Source organism: Bradyrhizobium sp. USDA 4449 (assembly GCF_054056275.1).
Genome location: NZ_JBSRYD010000001.1, coordinates 1,874,424 through 1,890,249 on the forward strand (window position 1 = coordinate 1,874,424; position 15,826 = coordinate 1,890,249).

The following is a 15,826-nucleotide window of genomic DNA, read 5'->3' on the forward strand; positions in this document are numbered from 1 at the left end:
GAGGATCTTGCTCATGACTGACCATCCCCGCCGCGTCACCCGCGCCCTTCTCTCCGTCTCCGACAAATCAGGCCTGATCGACTTCGCCAAGGCGCTTGCCGCGCATGATGTCGAGCTGGTCTCGACCGGCGGAACCGCCAAGGCGATCGCCGCCGCCGGCCTGAAGGTGAAGGACGTCTCCGACCTCACCGGCTTCCCCGAGATGATGGACGGCCGCGTCAAGACGCTGCATCCGAAGGTGCATGGCGGCCTGCTCGCGATCCGCGACAACAAGGAGCACGCGGAAGCGATGAAGGCGCACGGTATCGCGCCGATCGACCTGCTCGTCGTCAATCTCTATCCGTTCGAAGCGACCGTCGACAAAGGCGCGGGATTCGAGGATTGCATCGAGAACATCGATATCGGCGGTCCCGCGATGATCCGCGCCGCCGCGAAGAACCACGACGACGTCGCCGTGGTGGTCGAGGCCGACGACTACAAGGCCGTGCTCGACGAGCTCGCCGCCAACAACGGCGCGACCACGCTGAAGCTGCGCCGGCGGCTTGCCGCAAAGGCCTATGCCCGCACCGCGGCCTATGATGCTGCCATATCGAACTGGTTCAACCGCCAGCTCGAGATCGAGGCGCCCGACTTCCGTGCCTTCGGCGGCAAACTGATCCAGTCGCTGCGCTACGGCGAGAACCCGCACCAGACGGCGGCGTTCTATGCAACACCGGACAAGCGCCCGGGCGTCTCGACTGCACGGCAGCTCCAGGGCAAGGAGCTCTCCTACAACAACATCAACGACACCGATGCGGCCTATGAGTGCATCGGCGAGTTCGACGCCCGGCGCACCGCTGCCTGCGTCATCGTCAAGCACGCCAATCCCTGCGGCGTTGCTGAAGGCGCGAACCTCGTCGAGGCCTATCGCAAGGCCCTGGCTTGCGACTCGACCTCGGCCTTCGGCGGCATCATCGCGATGAACCGCGCGCTTGACGCCGACACCGCGCGCGAGATCACCAAGATCTTCACCGAGGTGATCATCGCGCCCGATGCCAGCGAGGAAGCCATCGCCGTCATCGGCGCGCGCAAGAATCTACGTCTGCTGCTTGCCGGCAGCCTGCCCGACCCGCGCGCGCCCGGCCTCACCGCCAAGACCGTGGCCGGCGGTCTTCTGGTGCAGAGCCGCGACAACGCCGTGGTCGACGACATGACTTTCAAGGTCGTGACCAGGCGTGCGCCCAGCGATGCCGAGATGCGCGATCTCAAATTCGCGTTCCGGGTGGCAAAACACGTCAAGTCGAACACGATCATTTACGCCAAGGATCTCGCCACCGTCGGCATCGGCGCGGGCCAGATGAGCCGGGTGGATTCGGCCCGCATCGCAGCGCGCAAGGCACAAGACGCCGCCAACGAGCTGAAGCTCGTCGAACCGCTCACCAAGGGTTCGGTCGTGGCGTCGGATGCGTTCTTCCCGTTCGCCGACGGCATGCTCGCCTGCATCGAAGCCGGCGCTACTGCCGTGGTGCAGCCCGGCGGCTCGATGCGCGATGACGAGGTCATCAAGGCCGCCGACGAGCACGGCATCGCCATGGTGTTCACGGGGACAAGGCACTTCAGGCACTGAGGCTGGCGACTCGTCATTGCGAGCGCAGCGAAGCAATCCGGAATCTTTCCGCGAGGAGCTCTGGATTGCTTGGTCGCACCGGCGCAAGATTGCTTCGCGATTTTGTCGCGGGCTCCTCGCAATGACGGTGGTGAAACCGGAGAGCGCAGCTACTCCTTCACCCGCATCGATCAGCCGCGGCGGGATGATGGAGACATCGCCGGGCTTGCCGATCCACAGCGCGCAGGAGGCCGCCACCGGAACCGCACCGAATGCAGCGAAACGTGAAAGTAGGGCTGGGCGGCCCAATCGGGGAAGATCCAGCCGACGACGCTGCGCGCGGCGGATAGCTCCGCGAGGCGAGGGCCACTGGCGCATCCGGGGCGATCGTCATCACCCTGTCCTCATCACAAACAGTTTTGCCTCTCTTAGCGCAAACCGTATAGCATTATCGCGGCGCGCTTGAATTCGCCTGAAGGCTCAGCGGAAATCCGATGATGGCGTCATTTTCGACACGGCGCGCTTTTTTCGCGCTCATCGCTACTCTGACGTTTGGTCTGGCGTCGGCGGTAGCACAAGATGCGCGGCTCCCCTATGTGCCGCCCGCGCTCGACAGCGTGCACGCCATTCCGGCCGAGCACGGCATGGTGGTGGCACAGGAGAGGATCGCGGCGCATGTCGGCGCCGACGTCTTGCGACGTGGCGGCAACGCCGTCGATGCTGCCGTCGCGACCGGCTTCGCAATGGCGGTGACTTATCCGCGCGCCGGCAATATTGGCGGCGGCGGCTTCATGGTGATCCATTCCGGCGAACGCAACGAAGACGTCGCGATCGACTATCGCGAGACCGCGCCTGCGGCGACCACCGCGCAAGTCTTCCTCGGAGCCGACGGCAAGCCCGATCCCGCAAAATCGCGCGATTCCGGGCTTGGCATCGGCGTGCCCGGCACGGTCGCAGGCCTGGCTCTGGCACTCGATAGATACGGCTCGGGTCGGTTCACGCTGGCGCAGTTGCTGGAGCCTGCGATCGCACTGGCCCGTGATGGATTCATCATCACCGACGACATCGCCGATACGCTGCCTGGCTGGTATCCGCGACTCGCGCGCTGGCCGTCCTCAGCCAAGATCTTCGCAAGGTCCGATGGCAGGCCATTTGGCGAAGGTGACAGGCTGGTGCAGAGCGATCTCGCCGACACGCTGGCGAGCGTCGCGGCGCAAGGACCGCGCGGCTTCTACGAGGGACCGGTGGCGGAAAAGATCGCCAAGGCCGTCTCCGATGCCGGCGGCATCATGACGCCAGCTGATCTGAAGGCCTATCAGGCGGTGATCCGCACGCCGGTGCGCGGCACCTATCGCGGCTACGACATCGTCTCGATGCCGCTGCCGTCCTCAGGCGGCGTGGTGCTGCTGGAGACCCTCAACATCCTCGAGGGCTTTCAGCTCGCGGACCTGAAGCAGGGATCGCCGGCCTCGCTTCATCTGCTGATCGAGGCCATGAAGCGCGCCTACGCCGACCGTGCGCGCTATCTTGGCGATCCCGCCTTCGTCAACGCGCCGATCGATAGGCTCACGGCGAAGGATTACGCCGCCAAGCTGCGCGCCGGCATTTCTGCCGAACGCGCCACGCCGTCGAAGGATCTCGTTTCGACCGCCACATCGCCGCACGAAGGCAGCAATACGACGCACTACTCGGTCGTCGACAATAGCGGCAACGCCGTCAGCAACACCTACACACTGAACTTCAGCTACGGCGTCGGTCTCGTCGCCGACGGCACCGGCGTGCTGCTCAACAATGAACTCGACGATTTCACCGCCGCCGTCGGCGCCTCCAATGCCTATGGTCTTGTCGGCTACGAGGCCAATCTGCCCGGGCCGGGCAAGCGGCCGCTGTCGTCGATGTCGCCGACCATTGTGCTGAAGGACCGCAAGCCGGTGCTGGTGACGGGCTCGCCTGGTGGCAGTCGCATCATCTCGACCGTGCTCCAGGTGATCGTGAACGTGCTCGACTACAGGCTGGACGTCGCGGCGGCGGTGGCTGCGCCGCGGCTGCATCATCAATGGCTGCCGGATGAAGTTCGCGTCGAACGCGGCTTTCCCGACGACGTGCTGTTCGAGCTGAAGGCGATGGACCATCTCGTCGTCGAGCCGATGGGACAGACGTCGGCCAATTCGATTCTCGTGACCCCGAACGGGCCCCTCGGCGCGCCCGATCCGCGCACGCGCGGTGCGGAAGCTGCGGGACAGTAGCCCTGACGCTGCAGGGCAAGAGCGCGGGCCGGCTTGCGCCGGCCGCCGCGCGTGCTACCACCGCTCGGCCAAAAGAATTTGCCGGGGAAACGCACATGACAACAGCCGATCCGAGCGGGCGCATCGAGCGCGCCGAGATCGAGGACAGCAGCCTTCTCGCCTTTTATCGCGACATGAACGTCGCCGAGCGCCGAACCTTCTGGGCTTGCGCGGCAGGCTGGGCGCTCGACGGCATGGACTTCATGATCTACCCGCTGGTGATCGGCACCATCATCGCGCTGTGGAAGGTCGATGCGGGCTCCGCCGGCCTTGCCGGCACGGTGACACTGCTGGCCTCCGCCATCGGCGGCTGGCTCGGCGGCTATGTCTCGGACCATATCGGCCGGGTCAGGACGCTTCAGATCACCATCATCTGGTTCTCGGTTTTCTCGCTGGTCTGCGCCGTCGTACAGAATTTCGAGCAGCTGCTGATCGCGCGCGCCGTGCTCGGCCTCGGCTTCGGCGGCGAATGGGCCGCAGGCGCCGTGCTGATGGGCGAGGCGATCCGGCCGCAATATCGCGGCCGCGCCGTCGGCTCGGTGCAATCGGGCTGGGCGGTCGGCTGGGGCCTTGCCGTGCTGGCGCAAGCGATCTTGTTCTCGTTGATGCCGGCAGAGACGGCGTGGCGCTGGATGTTCGTGATCGGCGCCCTGCCGGCGCTGCTGGTGTTCTACATCCGCCGCTCCGTCACCGAGCCCGAGATCGCCGCTGAAGCCCGTGCCAGGCAGGCCGCGAGCGGCGATCGCCCCGCGCTCTGGGAGATTTTTTCGGGCCCGATCCTGAAGACCACGATTCTCGCCTCACTCGCTGCGACGGGCTGCCAGGGCGGCTACTACGCCATCACGTTCTGGGTGCCGCAGTTCCTGACCAAGGAGCGGCATCTGTCCATCGTGGGATCGACCGGCTATCTCTCGACGCTGATCATCGGTTCCTTCATCGGCTATCTCGTCGGCGCCTGGCTCGCCGACCGCATCGGACGGCGTAACCTGTTCTTGATTTTCTCGATCGGAGCGATGGCCGTCGTGCTGCTCTACACGCAACTGCCGCTGAACAACGAGATCCTGTGGGTGCTCGGCTTTCCGCTTGGTTTCTTCGCCTCGGGTTATTTCTCAGGGATCGGCGCGTTCCTGACCGAGCTCTATCCGACGCGTCTGCGCGGCTCCGGCCAGGGCTTTTGCTATAATTTCGGCCGTGGCATCGGTGCGCTGTTTCCCTTCCTCGTCGGTGCGCTCTCGGCATCGACCTCGCTGGCCAATGCGATCGCGATCTTCGCGGTGGTGGCTTACGCGCTGTTCTTCATCGCGGCGTTCGCGCTGCCCGAGACGCGCGGGCGGGTGCTGCACGCGGACTGACAGATCATCGCGGGGCGCTGGAGAAACTTACCGCCCGACCTGGTACGGTCCGCCCTTTTCCAGCGCGCGCGCATAAGCCGGCCGCGCGTGGATGCGTTCCAGAAACGCCATCGCCTTGGGATGGCCCTGCTCGAGTCCGCCGCGGGCTTGGGCCGCTTCGAGCGGAAAGCTCATCTGGATGTCGGCGGCCGTGAATTCGCTGCCGGCGAACCACTCGCTTTTGCCGAGCTCGCCCTCCCAATAGTCCATGTGCTGCTTGAGCTGCGGATTGACCAGCGCCGTGAGCGCCTGGTTCGAAACCTTGCGCACCAGCGGGCGAAGCAGCGCCGGCGCGCGTTTCGGCATCAGCGTGAACAGCAGCTTCAACAGCAGCGGCGACATCGCGGACCCCTCGGCGTAATGCAGCCAATAGGTGAAGCGCAGCCGCTCCGGCGTATCAGGCGGCGGGATCAGGCGGCCATTGCCATAGGTCGCGACGAGATATTCGATGATCGCGCCTGACTCGGCGACAGTGTTGCCGTTGTCGGTGATGACGGGCGATTTGCCGAGCGGATGAATCGCACGCAGCTCCTTCGGCGCGCGCATGTCCGGCTGGCGCTGATAGCGCACGATCTCATAGGGCACGCCCAGCTCCTCGAGCAGCCACAGCACGCGCTGCGAGCGCGAATTGTTGAGGTGATGGAGGGTCAGCATCGCGAGAATCCCCGGGCTTGGTTTGTTGGGCCGGCCGCGTACCTGCCAGCCCGGAACCACAATGTCGAGCCGTTCGGAGGATATTTTCATCCGGGTATATTGACGGCGATTATTTACCCGGGTATTAAAGGCGCCACCATCGTCAATATGGCAATGATTTCAATGCAAGCAACTTTCACCGCGTTTCAAGGGCAGCGCCGCCTGGTGTCCGGGCCGGCGGGAGAGGTCGCTCTGGTCGTCAAGCGGGTGGCACCGCGGACGGACGAGGCGATCATCATCTTCGAGGACGCCACGGGCCGATCGATCGACTTCGATCTGCGCGGCGGCGATCGCGAGGTGCTGGCGCGTTTGGCGAAGCTGATCCCGCCGCCGGTCGAGGAGGCCGCGCCGCCGGCCGAGCCGCGCGGACGCGGCCGGCCAAAGCTCGGCGTGGTCGCGCGCGAGGTGACGCTGCTGCCGCGGCATTGGGAGTGGCTCGGCGTGCAGCCCGGCGGCGCTTCGGTCGCGCTGCGAAAGCTCGTCGACGAGGCCAGGCGCGCCAGCGGCGACAAGGATCGCGCACGGCAGGCGCGCGATGCGGCCTATCACTTCATGTCGACCATGGCAGGCAATCTGGTGCAATTCGAGGAAGCCTCGCGCGCGCTGTTCGCGGATGACCGGCGCCGCTTCACCGGACTGATCGCCGACTGGCCGGCCGATATCCGCGACCACATCGTCAAGCTCGCCTACGGCGACCGCGCTTAGCCGCGCAGCACGTCTCACAACCCTATCGACGGCCAAGCCGCGCATTGCTCGGCAGCGGCTTCGCATGCCCTCGTGAAAGGCAGAACCATGTCCGTTCCAAAGCCGCTCCGGCAGACCTTCCTGCGCTTCCTCGCGCCGTTGATGCTGAGCAACGCGCTGCAATCGTTGTTCGGCACGGTCAGCAATGTCTATGTCGGTCATATGATCGGCGTCGATGCACTCGCTGCGGTCTCGATCTTCTTCCCGGTATTCTTCTTCCTGTTCGCTTTCGTCATGGGCCTGAGCACCGGCGCCACCGTGCTGATCGGCCAGGCCTTTGGTGCGGGCAAGCTCGACAGGATCAAGATCGTCGCTGGCACGACGCTCGCGGTCGGCCTGCTGCTCTCGATGTCAGTGGGACTGGTCGGTGGCCTGTTCAGCCGGCAATTGATGATCGCACTCGCGACGCCCGCCGACATTCTCGAGCAGGCTAGCCGCTATGCCCGCATCATGCTGCTGACGATGCCGTTTGGCTTCACTTTCCTGCTGATGACCGCGATGATCCGCGGTGTCGGCGACGCAGTGACGCCGCTGTTGGCATTGGCGTTGTCGACTGCGATCGGTCTGATCCTGACACCGATGCTGATCCACGGCGCGGTCGGCATCACCAGCCCGGCCTGGGCGGCTGCGATCTCCAACGCAGTGACGCTGATCGCGCTCGCCGTCTATCTGCTGCGGAAGAAGCACGTGCTCGCACCGGACGCAGCACTGCTGCGCCATGTGCGGATCAATCGCGCGGTGATCGGACAAATCCTGGGCATCGGCTTGCCGAGCGCCGTCGGCATGGTCGTGATGGCGATCGCCGAGCTGGTGCTGCTCGGCCTCGTCAACGGCTTCGGATCCGACGCCACGGCTGCGTACGGCGCCGTCAACCAGGTGATGGGCTACACGCAGTTCACGGCGATGTCGATCTCGATCGCGGTCTCGATTCTCGGCGCCCAGGCCGTCGGCGGCGGCGACCGGACGCGGCTCGATGGCATCGTGCGAACCGGCCTCGCGTTCAACCTCGTACTCACCGGCGGGCTGGTAACGTTGATCTATCTCGCGCCCCGCGCCGTGCTCGGCATCTTCATCACTGACGGCGCCGTGCTCGATCTGGCGAAAGGACTGCTCTTCGTCGCCCTCTGGAGCTCGGTGCCGTTCGGCCTTGCGACGACATTCTCAGGCGCGATGCGTGCCGCAGGCGTCGCGCTGACGCCGATGCTGCTGTCGATATCAGCCATCGTTGCGATCGAGCTGCCCAGTGCGGTGATCCTCAGTCGCACCATCGGGCTTGCGGGCGTATGGGCCGCTTATCCGATCGTATTCTGCGCCATGTTCGTTCTGCAGATGGGCTATTACCTCCTGGTGTGGCGCAAGCGGGCCATCCGGCGTCTGGTCTGATCACCAAGATATTATGACCATCATTAAACGGTGGACCTGTGGCGCGCCCTGCGCCACAATGGGTGAAAAGCGACGTCAGGGAGAACGCATTTGACCCGCACCGCCCCGCAATTCCTGTTCGATTTCGGCAGCCCCAACGCCTATCTCAGCCATCTCGCCATCCCCGCGATCGAACGGCGCATCGGTGTCAAATTCGAATATGTGCCGATCCTGCTCGGCGGCATTTTCAAGGCGACCAACAACAGATCGCCGGCCGAGACGCTCGCCGGCATCAAGAACAAGCGCGAGTTCCAGGCGGTCGAGACCGAGCGCTTCGTCAAGCGCTTCAGGGTTCAGCCCTACGTCTTCAACCCCAACTTTCCCGTCAACACGTTGAACCTGATGCGCACCGCAATCGCGGCGCAGCTCGAGGGTGTGTTCGAGACGTATGTCGACGCCGCCTTTCACCACATGTGGCGCGAGCCGAAGAAGATGGACGACCCTGAAGTGGCCGCGAAGGCGCTGGCGTCCTCCGGTCTCGACGCTCAAAAGCTGTTCGCCCGCGCCCAGGAGCCGGACGTGAAGGGCAAGCTGATCAAGAACACCGAGGAGGCGGTCGCGCGCGGCGCCTTCGGCTCGCCGACCTTCTTCGTCGGAACCGAAATGTTCTTCGGCAAGGAGCAGCTGCGCGAGGTCGAGGAGATGGTGTCGGGAAAGTGAAGCGCGCGCAAGGCGGCCGGCGGATAGCAAGTGGAAATCGCCCCTGCTATTCGCTACTCCCTATCGCCAATCGCCAATCCTAAAAGCGGAGGTCTCCCATGCGTATCCTCGTGGTCGGCGCCGGCGCCATCGGCGGCTATTTTGGTGGCAGGCTGTTGCAGGCTGGCCGCGACGTGACCTTCCTCGTCCGTCCCAGGCGCGCCGGCGAACTCGCGCGCGACGGCCTGGCCATCAAGAGCCCGAACGGCGACGCGACGCTGAAGAATCCGCCGACCGTGCAGACCGACGCGATCAAGGACACATTCGACGTCGTGCTGCTCAGCTGCAAGGCGTTCGACCTCGACGACGCCATCAACTCGTTTGCCGCTGCGGTTGGCCCAAACACCGCGATCATCCCGATGCTCAACGGCATGAAGCATCTCGACACGCTCGACCAGAAGTTCGGCAAGGAGCGCGTGCTCGGCGGTCTCTGCGCCATCGCGGCGACGTTGAACGAGAAGCGGGAAGTGGTGCAGCTGCAGCCGATGCAGGCGATCAGTTACGGCGAACGCGACGGCAAGTCGTCGGATCGCATCAAGGCGATCGACGAGGCCTTCAAGAGCGGCATTGTCGGGGCCACCGTCAGCGAGAACATCATGCAGGACATGTGGGAAAAGTGGGTGTTCCTCTCCTCGCTCGCAGCCTCCACCAGCCTGATGCGGACCTCTGTCGGCAACATCCTTGCGGCACCCGGAGGCAGGGACTTCCTGCTCGGCATTCTCGACGAGACCAGCGCAATCGCCACCGCGTCCGGCTACACGCCTGGCGGCCCGTTCTTCGAGCGCGTGAAGGGCAACCTCACCACCGAGGGCTCTCCGATGACGGCCTCGATGTTCCGGGACATCAAGGCGGGCCTCCCCGTCGAGGCCGATCACGTGATCGGCGACCTCATCGCGCGCGCTGATGCCGCCAAGGTGCCGGTGCCGAAGCTGCGCATCGCGTACACGCATCTGAAGGCGTATGAGAAGCAGCGCGCGGGCTAATCGCGCCCAGCGCTATTTGAAACATGCGAGATAGCGAGCGACTGCGGGGCTGCATCTGCTCGTTCTTGCGCGAGCCGGCGCGGAAGAACACGAGCTGCCCTTGCAGGAATTGATCCGGCTGGCCGCATGCGAGGGGATGTTCTCGGTCTGCGATATCCCGTTCTCGCCGTGGCAGCCGGAGCAAACGGCGGCCTTCTCCTCGACTACGGCATTATCCGCCGCGCTTGCAGAGGGCGCGCTAAGCGTGAGGAGCGCAGCCGCGCTGATCGCGTGCGAGATGAACTGCCGGCGCATGATGAGGACTCCGATCCATCCCCCTTGTGCTTCCGGGCCGTCCGGAGCGCGGGCTCGCGCTGCTCGCGAAAACAACCCCATGCACAGTAGGACAGGGGCCGGGAAGGTGTGCCCTGACGGCGGCCACGCCTGGTCGCCGAGACGATGTCGGGGCCGAAGCGCGTCCGGAGGATCGCCTGCCCGAGGTGGACGGCGCTGCGGTGACCAGGATCGTCACGCGAAACCCAAGCCAGCCGCCACCGGCGTGGAAAACCACGGCCTGACCTGATTTGGCTGGATGCACCGGGAAAAATTGGAGCGGGCGAAGGGGCTCGAACCCTCGACCCCGACCTTGGCAAGGTCGTGCTCTACCACTGAGCTACACCCGCATCCTGTGTCGGTCGCGTGACGCGCCGGCAACGGCTGTCGTATGCCAAAAGCGGGAGGCGAATGCAACAGCTACCGGCAGCATCATCTCGCTTTCGAGCCCCTATATGAGCCCCATCCCGGCCAAATCGACCGAAAATGGTCGGGAACTGCCGAATCGGCGCCTATGGATTGAAATTCGGCCGCCCCGGCCCAATTTTAGGGCCTGGAACGAAGCATATGCGATGGCGACGTGCTAAAGACCCGCCATTCCAGACATGAGACGAGGGGATCCCGTGACGATCATCGACCAGGCTAACGGAGCGGGTCCGGCTGCGGCCGATCTGATCAAGGACACCACCACCCAGACCTTCGTGAAGGACGTCATCGAGGAATCGAAGCGCCAGCCGGTGCTGATCGACTTCTGGGCGGAGTGGTGCGGTCCCTGCAAGCAGCTCACCCCCATCCTGGAAAAGGCAGTCAAGGCGGCCAGGGGCAAGGTCAAGCTGGTCAAGATGAACATCGACCAGCATCCGGCGATCCCCGGCCAGATGGGCATCCAGTCGATCCCGGCCGTGATCGCCTTCGTCAACGGCCAGCCCGCCGACGGCTTCATGGGCGCTGTGCCGGAGAGCCAGCTCAACGCCTTCATCGAGAAGCTGACCAAGGGTGTGACGGCGCCAGGCGAGCCCAACATTGCCGAGATCCTGCAGGAGGCCGAGGCCGTGCTCGCCGAGGGCGATGCCGCCGCGGCCGCTCAGATCTATGCCGAAGTGCTGCAGCACGAGGCGACCAACATCGCGGCATTGGCCGGGCTGGCAAAATGCTACGCCGTCTCGGGTGCGATGGAGCAAGCCAAGCAGACGCTCGCCATGGTGCCGGAATCCAGGCGCAACGACCCGGCCGTGAAGGCGGTGCAGACCGCGATCGATCTTGCCGAACAAGCGGAACAGCTCGGGCCTGTCGCCGAGCTGGAACGGAAAGTCGCCGAAAACCCGCTCGATCATCAGGCCCGCTTCGATCTTGCCACCGCGCTGAACGCGCAGGGCGATCGCACTGCGGCCACCGAGCAGCTGCTCGCGATCGTCAAGCGCGACCGCAAATGGAACGACGACGGCGCCCGCAAGCAGCTGGTGCAGTTCTTCGAGGCCTGGGGCGGCACGGATGAAGCAACCGTCGAGGGACGCAAGCGCTTGTCGACGATCCTGTTTTCATAGGGACAGCGTGCGGTTATTGTTTGCGCATGATCTTATCGGAACACCGCTGCGCAGTTTTCCGGATCATGCTCTAGCGGGGACGAGATGCCGATCAATATCGAATATCGCGGCCCCGCCGACCTGCCGGAAATAATTCCGGTTTTTCCGCTGCCGGGGGCGCTGCTGCTTCCCCGCGGCCAGATGCCGCTCAACATCTTCGAGCCGCGCTATCTCGCGATGGTCGACGATTCCTTCCGCGACGGCCATCGGCTGATCGGCATGATCCAGCCTGACGTCGCGCACTCGCCCAAAAATTCCGACAGGCCGAAGTTGTTCCGCGTCGGTTGCGTCGGCCGCATCACCCAGCTCGCCGAATCCGGTGACGGCCGTTACATCCTCGAGCTCACCGGCATCGCGCGCTTCAAGGTGGTCGAGGAGCTCGAGGTGCTGACCCCCTACCGGCAGTGCAAGGTCGATTTTTTCGCCTTCACCGACGATTTCACCGCGCGCATGGGCGAGGACGAGGTCAACCGCGAGGCGCTGCTGGTGGCGCTGGCGGATTTTCTCAAGGCCAATAATCTCAAGGTCGACTGGGAGGGTGTCGAAAGCGCGCCCAATGAGGCGCTCGTCAACGCGCTGGCGATGATGTCGCCCTACGGCCCGGCCGAGAAGCAGGCCATGCTTGAAGCGCCCGATCTGAAGACACGCGCCGAGATCCTGATCGCGGTCACCGAGATGGACCTCGCCAAGAAGCGCACCAGCGGCGATCCGCCGTTGCAATGACCGGTGCGATTGGGTTGAATCGTGATCGCGGTTTGGCTTTTGTTTGAGCATGATCTTTTCGGAAAACCGCTTCACACCTTTCCGGATCATGCTGTGGTTCACGCCGCGCGGATGGCTGCCTTCTCACCTCGCCTCAGCATCTTCGCAATGCCGGATGCAGGCATCGGCCGGCCGAAATAATAGCCTTGCGTTTCGACACAGCCCTCTTCACGGAGGATATCGAGCTGCTCCTTCGTTTCGGCGCCTTCGGCGGTCGTCGTCTTGCCCAGGCTGACCGCGAAGCGAACGACCGCCCGCGCGAGATGATGCGCGTCTGCGCTTGCGCTGGACAGTTCATTGACGAAGCTGCGGTCGACCTTGATCTTGTCGAACGGGAATCTCTGCAGGAAGCTCAGCGAAGAGTAGCCGGTGCCGAAGTCGTCCAGGGCTACTCGCACGCCGAGCTCGCGCAGTTGACCAAGTGCTGCGAAGACGGCCTCGCTGTCATGCATGATTGCCGTCTCGGTCACCTCGAGCTCAAGTCGGTCCGGCGGAACTCCCGAATTCGCCAGTGCGCCGACAATGACCGGGACAAGCTCCTTACTCTTGAACTGGGCCGGAGAGAGGTTGATCGCGATCCTGAGATGGGCGGGCCATTTGGCGGCTTCGCTACATGCGGTCGTCAGGATCCATTCTCCGAGCGGCACGATCAAGCCGGTCTCCTCCGCGAGCGGAATGAATTCGCCGGGCATGACCAGGCCTCGCCGCGGGTGATGCCAGCGTAGCAGGGCTTCGAAGCCGCGGATCTCACCGGTCGCGGTATTGACGAAGGGCTGGTAGTGCAGCTCGAATTCGCCGCCAGCAAGCGCATCCCGCATGTCGCGCTCCAGGTTCCGCCGCGCATGCATGAGCTCATCGAGCTCGGGCTCGAAGAAGCGGAATGCACCACGCCCGCCACTCTTGGCCGAGTAGAGTGCGAGATCCGCGCTCTTCATGAGCACGTCGGAATCGTCGCCATCGCGCGGCGCGATGGCAATTCCGATGCTGGTGCCCACCATGAACCGGTGATCGTCGAGATCGAAGGGTTCGCAAAGAGCTTTTCTGATGTTCTCGGCGAGCGCGGCGGCCTCAACGGCGGGGCTGGTCACATAGTCGATCACGGCGAACTCATCGCCGCCCAGTCGGGCAATCACCGCGGTTTCCGTGGTGCATTCGCGCAAACGCGTGGCGACGGCACGCAACAGGGAGTCCCCTGCGGGGTGTCCCAGCGTGTCGTTGACCTCCTTGAACCGGTCGAGGTCGAGCATCAACACCGCAAGTTCGAGGCCGCCATTGCGCGTCACGGCAAGTGCATGCTCCATCCGCTCCCGGAGCAGCACTCGATTTGGCAAACCGGTCAACGCATCGTGTTGCGCCATATGGACGATCTTGGCCTCGGACCGGCGTTGCTCGGTGACATCGAGATGCGTGGCGACCCAGCCGCCGCCGGCCATTGGCTGTCGCGTCACGCAGATCAACCGACCATCAGCGAACTCGTCGATTCTGCTCGAGACTGCATCGAACGGCAACGCGGCCAATTTCGAGAGGAATTGCTCGGCGGCGCCCTCGCTGGTACCGCTCTTGAGGATGCCGGTCATGACGCGGTGCCTGATGATGTCGGCGTGCGGCGTCCCCGTTTTCAGCAGCTCGGGCGGCAAGCGGTAGAGCTCGGCATAGCGCTCGTTGCAGACGACAAGCCGCTTCTCCGCATCGAACATGCACAAGGCCTCGACCATGTTGTTGATGGCCGTATCCAGCCTGAGTTTCTGCTCCTGGATTTCCCGTTGCGAATCTTCCACCTGTTGCCTGGCGCGGGAAAGTTCGCTGATGATGGCCTCGAATCTGCCGGTCCTGGTCGCAAGGCGACGATCCGCCAGGACACCGACGAAGCTCATCCCGAGCACCGACAGGGCCACACCGGCGATTGCGAGGGCCAGGAAGTTCGGTGACAGCGACAATGCATCGTTTGCCAGCGTCGGATCGGGAACGATCTGCACGGCGCCCATGGCCGTGAAATGATGCGACACGATGGCAAGCGTCAGCAGCAGCGCAGCGGCCAGGGTCCCCCGCTTGTCCTTGCGGCCGACGGCGACCGCGAGTGCGGCATAGCCCAGGGCCATGCCGAGACCGACCGAGACGAGCACCAGCGCCGGCGACCAGACCACATGACCCGGCACTTCGAGAGCCCACATGCCGATGTAATGCATGCTTGCGATGCCGGCGCCGATGATGCCGCCACCGGCAGCTGCGCGCCAGCGGCCGGAATTGTTAACGGCGACGCCGAAGCCGCCCGACGTCAGCACCATCGCGGCGGCCAGCGACAGCGCCGTCAGGCCGAGGCCGTAGCCGGTCGAGACGCCGGGGTCGTAGGCGAGCATTGCGACGAAATGCGTCGCCCAGATTCCGTAGCCGATAGCGGCACCGGCGATCGCAATCCAGATCCGCCGCGTCCAGGCGCCCGACGCGATCGCGCGATGAAAGATGCTAACCGCTACGATGCTTGCAGTGAAACAAACCAGGCCAGCGAGCACAACGAGCCGCCAATCGTGCTCGGTCGCAAGGCAGGAAACAACACGAAACATGCAATATCACTCCCTCGTCAATACTACCGAGGATTGATCCAGGCGCGCTTGTTCCGCGTTAATTTTTTGCAATGCCCGGTTGTATGCCTATCGCGAGGTAAACATTCTGCGGCAAATGACGCCATTGGCGTTAATTGTGCGGGTAAGCGCGCGCGAGTCCGCGTGAAACCACGCGGGTAACGGGAGGCCGGTTCGAACTTGCCAGCTCGGCCTAGGGATGGTTGCGGATGCGTTTGCGACCTGTGAACATCGCGCGCACCAGATTCTCGCGCTGAAGCACGCTCATCAACACCACGCCTGCAACATGCAACACGACCAGGACGATGGCCGCATCCGATGCGTAAGCATGGGTGTCCTCGACCCACCCGACGCCGAAGAAGGTGACGGTGACCGACATTGCGCCCGTGATCGCCGAGACGGCGAGTGACAACAGCAGCGCCAACAGCATCAACGCACCGGCGGGATTGAGCCCGATATAGCGGCCCGTGATGCCGCGGTGGAGATTCCAGAGATAGGAGGGGGCTGCCTGAAGGCGGACGCCGATCATGCGAAAGCGTGAATAGCGGCCGCCAAGGAAGCCCCAGACCAGGCGGAAGGCGAGAAGCCCGATGGCCGCATAGCCGACGATGCGATGCAGGCCGTCATGGACGGCGGGTGTAAACCAGGCGGCCAGAACGCAGGCGGCGAGAGCCCAGTGCCAGAGACGCAGCGGCAGGTCCCAGACGGCGACCGTTCGATCCGCGGGGATCGGTTTCGGCTCCCCGCGCGCATCTCGCAGCGCTTTGTCGATCAAGCCGGGACCATCC

General features: G+C 64.3%; 12 protein-coding genes, 1 tRNA gene and 1 pseudogene. 9 read left to right on the forward strand and 5 right to left on the reverse strand.

What is annotated here, in order from left to right; translation table 11 throughout:
• Positions 1 to 13 precede the first annotated feature (13 nt).
• The 3 genes from purH (at position 14) to ACVIIW_RS08935 (ending at position 5,222) form a co-directional block, all read left to right on the forward strand.
• A complete protein-coding gene (purH, locus tag ACVIIW_RS08925) occupies positions 14 to 1,606 on the forward strand; it encodes a bifunctional phosphoribosylaminoimidazolecarboxamide formyltransferase/IMP cyclohydrolase (RefSeq protein ID WP_456700402.1) in 1,593 nt (530 codons plus the stop codon).
• Between the two features lie 473 nt (positions 1,607 to 2,079).
• Positions 2,080 to 3,831, forward strand: a complete 1,752-nt coding sequence (gene ggt / locus ACVIIW_RS08930; protein WP_456700403.1) for a gamma-glutamyltransferase — start codon at positions 2,080 to 2,082, stop codon at positions 3,829 to 3,831.
• 95 nt (positions 3,832 to 3,926) lie between these two features.
• Positions 3,927 to 5,222: an MFS transporter gene (locus ACVIIW_RS08935; RefSeq protein WP_456700404.1), complete on the forward strand. Its 1,296-nt coding sequence runs from the start codon at positions 3,927 to 3,929 to the stop codon at positions 5,220 to 5,222.
• Between the two features lie 27 nt (positions 5,223 to 5,249).
• Here the strand turns inward: ACVIIW_RS08935 and ACVIIW_RS08940 are convergent, their stop codons facing one another.
• Positions 5,250 to 5,915, reverse strand: coding sequence for a glutathione S-transferase family protein (locus tag ACVIIW_RS08940; RefSeq protein WP_456700405.1), 666 nt, complete (start codon positions 5,913 to 5,915; stop codon positions 5,250 to 5,252).
• A gap of 147 nt (positions 5,916 to 6,062) precedes the next feature.
• Between ACVIIW_RS08940 and ACVIIW_RS08945 the strand changes: the two genes are divergently transcribed.
• The 4 genes from ACVIIW_RS08945 (at position 6,063) to panE (ending at position 9,802) form a co-directional block, all read left to right on the forward strand.
• On the forward strand, positions 6,063 to 6,659 hold the full coding sequence (locus ACVIIW_RS08945) for a DUF2239 family protein (RefSeq protein ID WP_456700406.1): 597 nt from the start codon (positions 6,063 to 6,065) through the stop codon (positions 6,657 to 6,659).
• An 87-nt stretch (positions 6,660 to 6,746) separates the two neighbouring features.
• Positions 6,747 to 8,081: an MATE family efflux transporter gene (locus ACVIIW_RS08950; RefSeq protein ID WP_456700407.1), complete on the forward strand. Its 1,335-nt coding sequence runs from the start codon at positions 6,747 to 6,749 to the stop codon at positions 8,079 to 8,081.
• A 90-nt stretch (positions 8,082 to 8,171) separates the two neighbouring features.
• Positions 8,172 to 8,780, forward strand: coding sequence for a 2-hydroxychromene-2-carboxylate isomerase (locus ACVIIW_RS08955; protein WP_456700408.1), 609 nt, complete (start codon positions 8,172 to 8,174; stop codon positions 8,778 to 8,780).
• A 98-nt stretch (positions 8,781 to 8,878) separates the two neighbouring features.
• The gene (gene panE, locus ACVIIW_RS08960; protein WP_456700409.1) at positions 8,879 to 9,802 is read left to right on the forward strand and encodes a 2-dehydropantoate 2-reductase; all 924 of its coding nucleotides are present in this window, start codon (positions 8,879 to 8,881) and stop codon (positions 9,800 to 9,802) included.
• Between the two features lies 1 nt (position 9,803).
• On the opposite strand, the pseudogene ACVIIW_RS08965 reads toward panE, so the two are convergent.
• Together ACVIIW_RS08965 and ACVIIW_RS08970 are read right to left on the reverse strand one after the other, a co-directional pair.
• A pseudogene (locus ACVIIW_RS08965) lies at positions 9,804 to 10,096 on the reverse strand (c-type cytochrome); the annotation flags it as partial.
• 293 nt (positions 10,097 to 10,389) lie between these two features.
• Positions 10,390 to 10,464 (reverse strand) — tRNA-Gly (locus ACVIIW_RS08970).
• Between the two features lie 273 nt (positions 10,465 to 10,737).
• On the opposite strand from ACVIIW_RS08970, the gene trxA reads away from it, so the two are divergent.
• A complete protein-coding gene (gene trxA, locus ACVIIW_RS08975) occupies positions 10,738 to 11,658 on the forward strand; it encodes a thioredoxin (protein WP_456700410.1) in 921 nt (306 codons plus the stop codon).
• A gap of 84 nt (positions 11,659 to 11,742) precedes the next feature.
• Positions 11,743 to 12,420, forward strand: a complete 678-nt coding sequence (locus ACVIIW_RS08980) for an LON peptidase substrate-binding domain-containing protein (RefSeq protein WP_456700411.1) — start codon at positions 11,743 to 11,745, stop codon at positions 12,418 to 12,420.
• Positions 12,421 to 12,518: 98 nt separating this feature from the next.
• Here the strand turns inward: ACVIIW_RS08980 and ACVIIW_RS08985 are convergent, their stop codons facing one another.
• Together ACVIIW_RS08985 and ACVIIW_RS08990 are read right to left on the reverse strand one after the other, a co-directional pair.
• Positions 12,519 to 15,020 carry an EAL domain-containing protein gene (locus tag ACVIIW_RS08985; protein ID WP_456700412.1) on the reverse strand — a complete coding sequence of 834 codons (2,502 nt, stop codon included), beginning with the start codon at positions 15,018 to 15,020 and terminating at the stop codon, positions 12,519 to 12,521.
• A gap of 211 nt (positions 15,021 to 15,231) precedes the next feature.
• Positions 15,232 to 15,813 carry a cytochrome b/b6 domain-containing protein gene (locus ACVIIW_RS08990; RefSeq protein ID WP_456700413.1) on the reverse strand — a complete coding sequence of 194 codons (582 nt, stop codon included), beginning with the start codon at positions 15,811 to 15,813 and terminating at the stop codon, positions 15,232 to 15,234.
• Positions 15,814 to 15,826 lie beyond the last annotated feature (13 nt).

Coding starts and splice junctions, on each gene's coding strand:
- ACVIIW_RS08935 (WP_456700404.1), top strand. CDS start 3,927: ATGACAACAGCCGATCCGAGCGGGCGCATCGAGCGCGCCGAGATCGAG.
- ACVIIW_RS08940 (WP_456700405.1), bottom strand. CDS start 5,915: ATGCTGACCCTCCATCACCTCAACAATTCGCGCTCGCAGCGCGTGCTG.
- panE (WP_456700409.1), top strand. CDS start 8,879: ATGCGTATCCTCGTGGTCGGCGCCGGCGCCATCGGCGGCTATTTTGGT.
- ACVIIW_RS08950 (WP_456700407.1), top strand. CDS start 6,747: ATGTCCGTTCCAAAGCCGCTCCGGCAGACCTTCCTGCGCTTCCTCGCG.
- ACVIIW_RS08985 (WP_456700412.1), bottom strand. CDS start 15,020: ATGTTTCGTGTTGTTTCCTGCCTTGCGACCGAGCACGATTGGCGGCTC.
- ACVIIW_RS08980 (WP_456700411.1), top strand. CDS start 11,743: ATGCCGATCAATATCGAATATCGCGGCCCCGCCGACCTGCCGGAAATA.
- ACVIIW_RS08945 (WP_456700406.1), top strand. CDS start 6,063: ATGGCAATGATTTCAATGCAAGCAACTTTCACCGCGTTTCAAGGGCAG.
- purH (WP_456700402.1), top strand. CDS start 14: ATGACTGACCATCCCCGCCGCGTCACCCGCGCCCTTCTCTCCGTCTCC.
- ggt (WP_456700403.1), top strand. CDS start 2,080: ATGATGGCGTCATTTTCGACACGGCGCGCTTTTTTCGCGCTCATCGCT.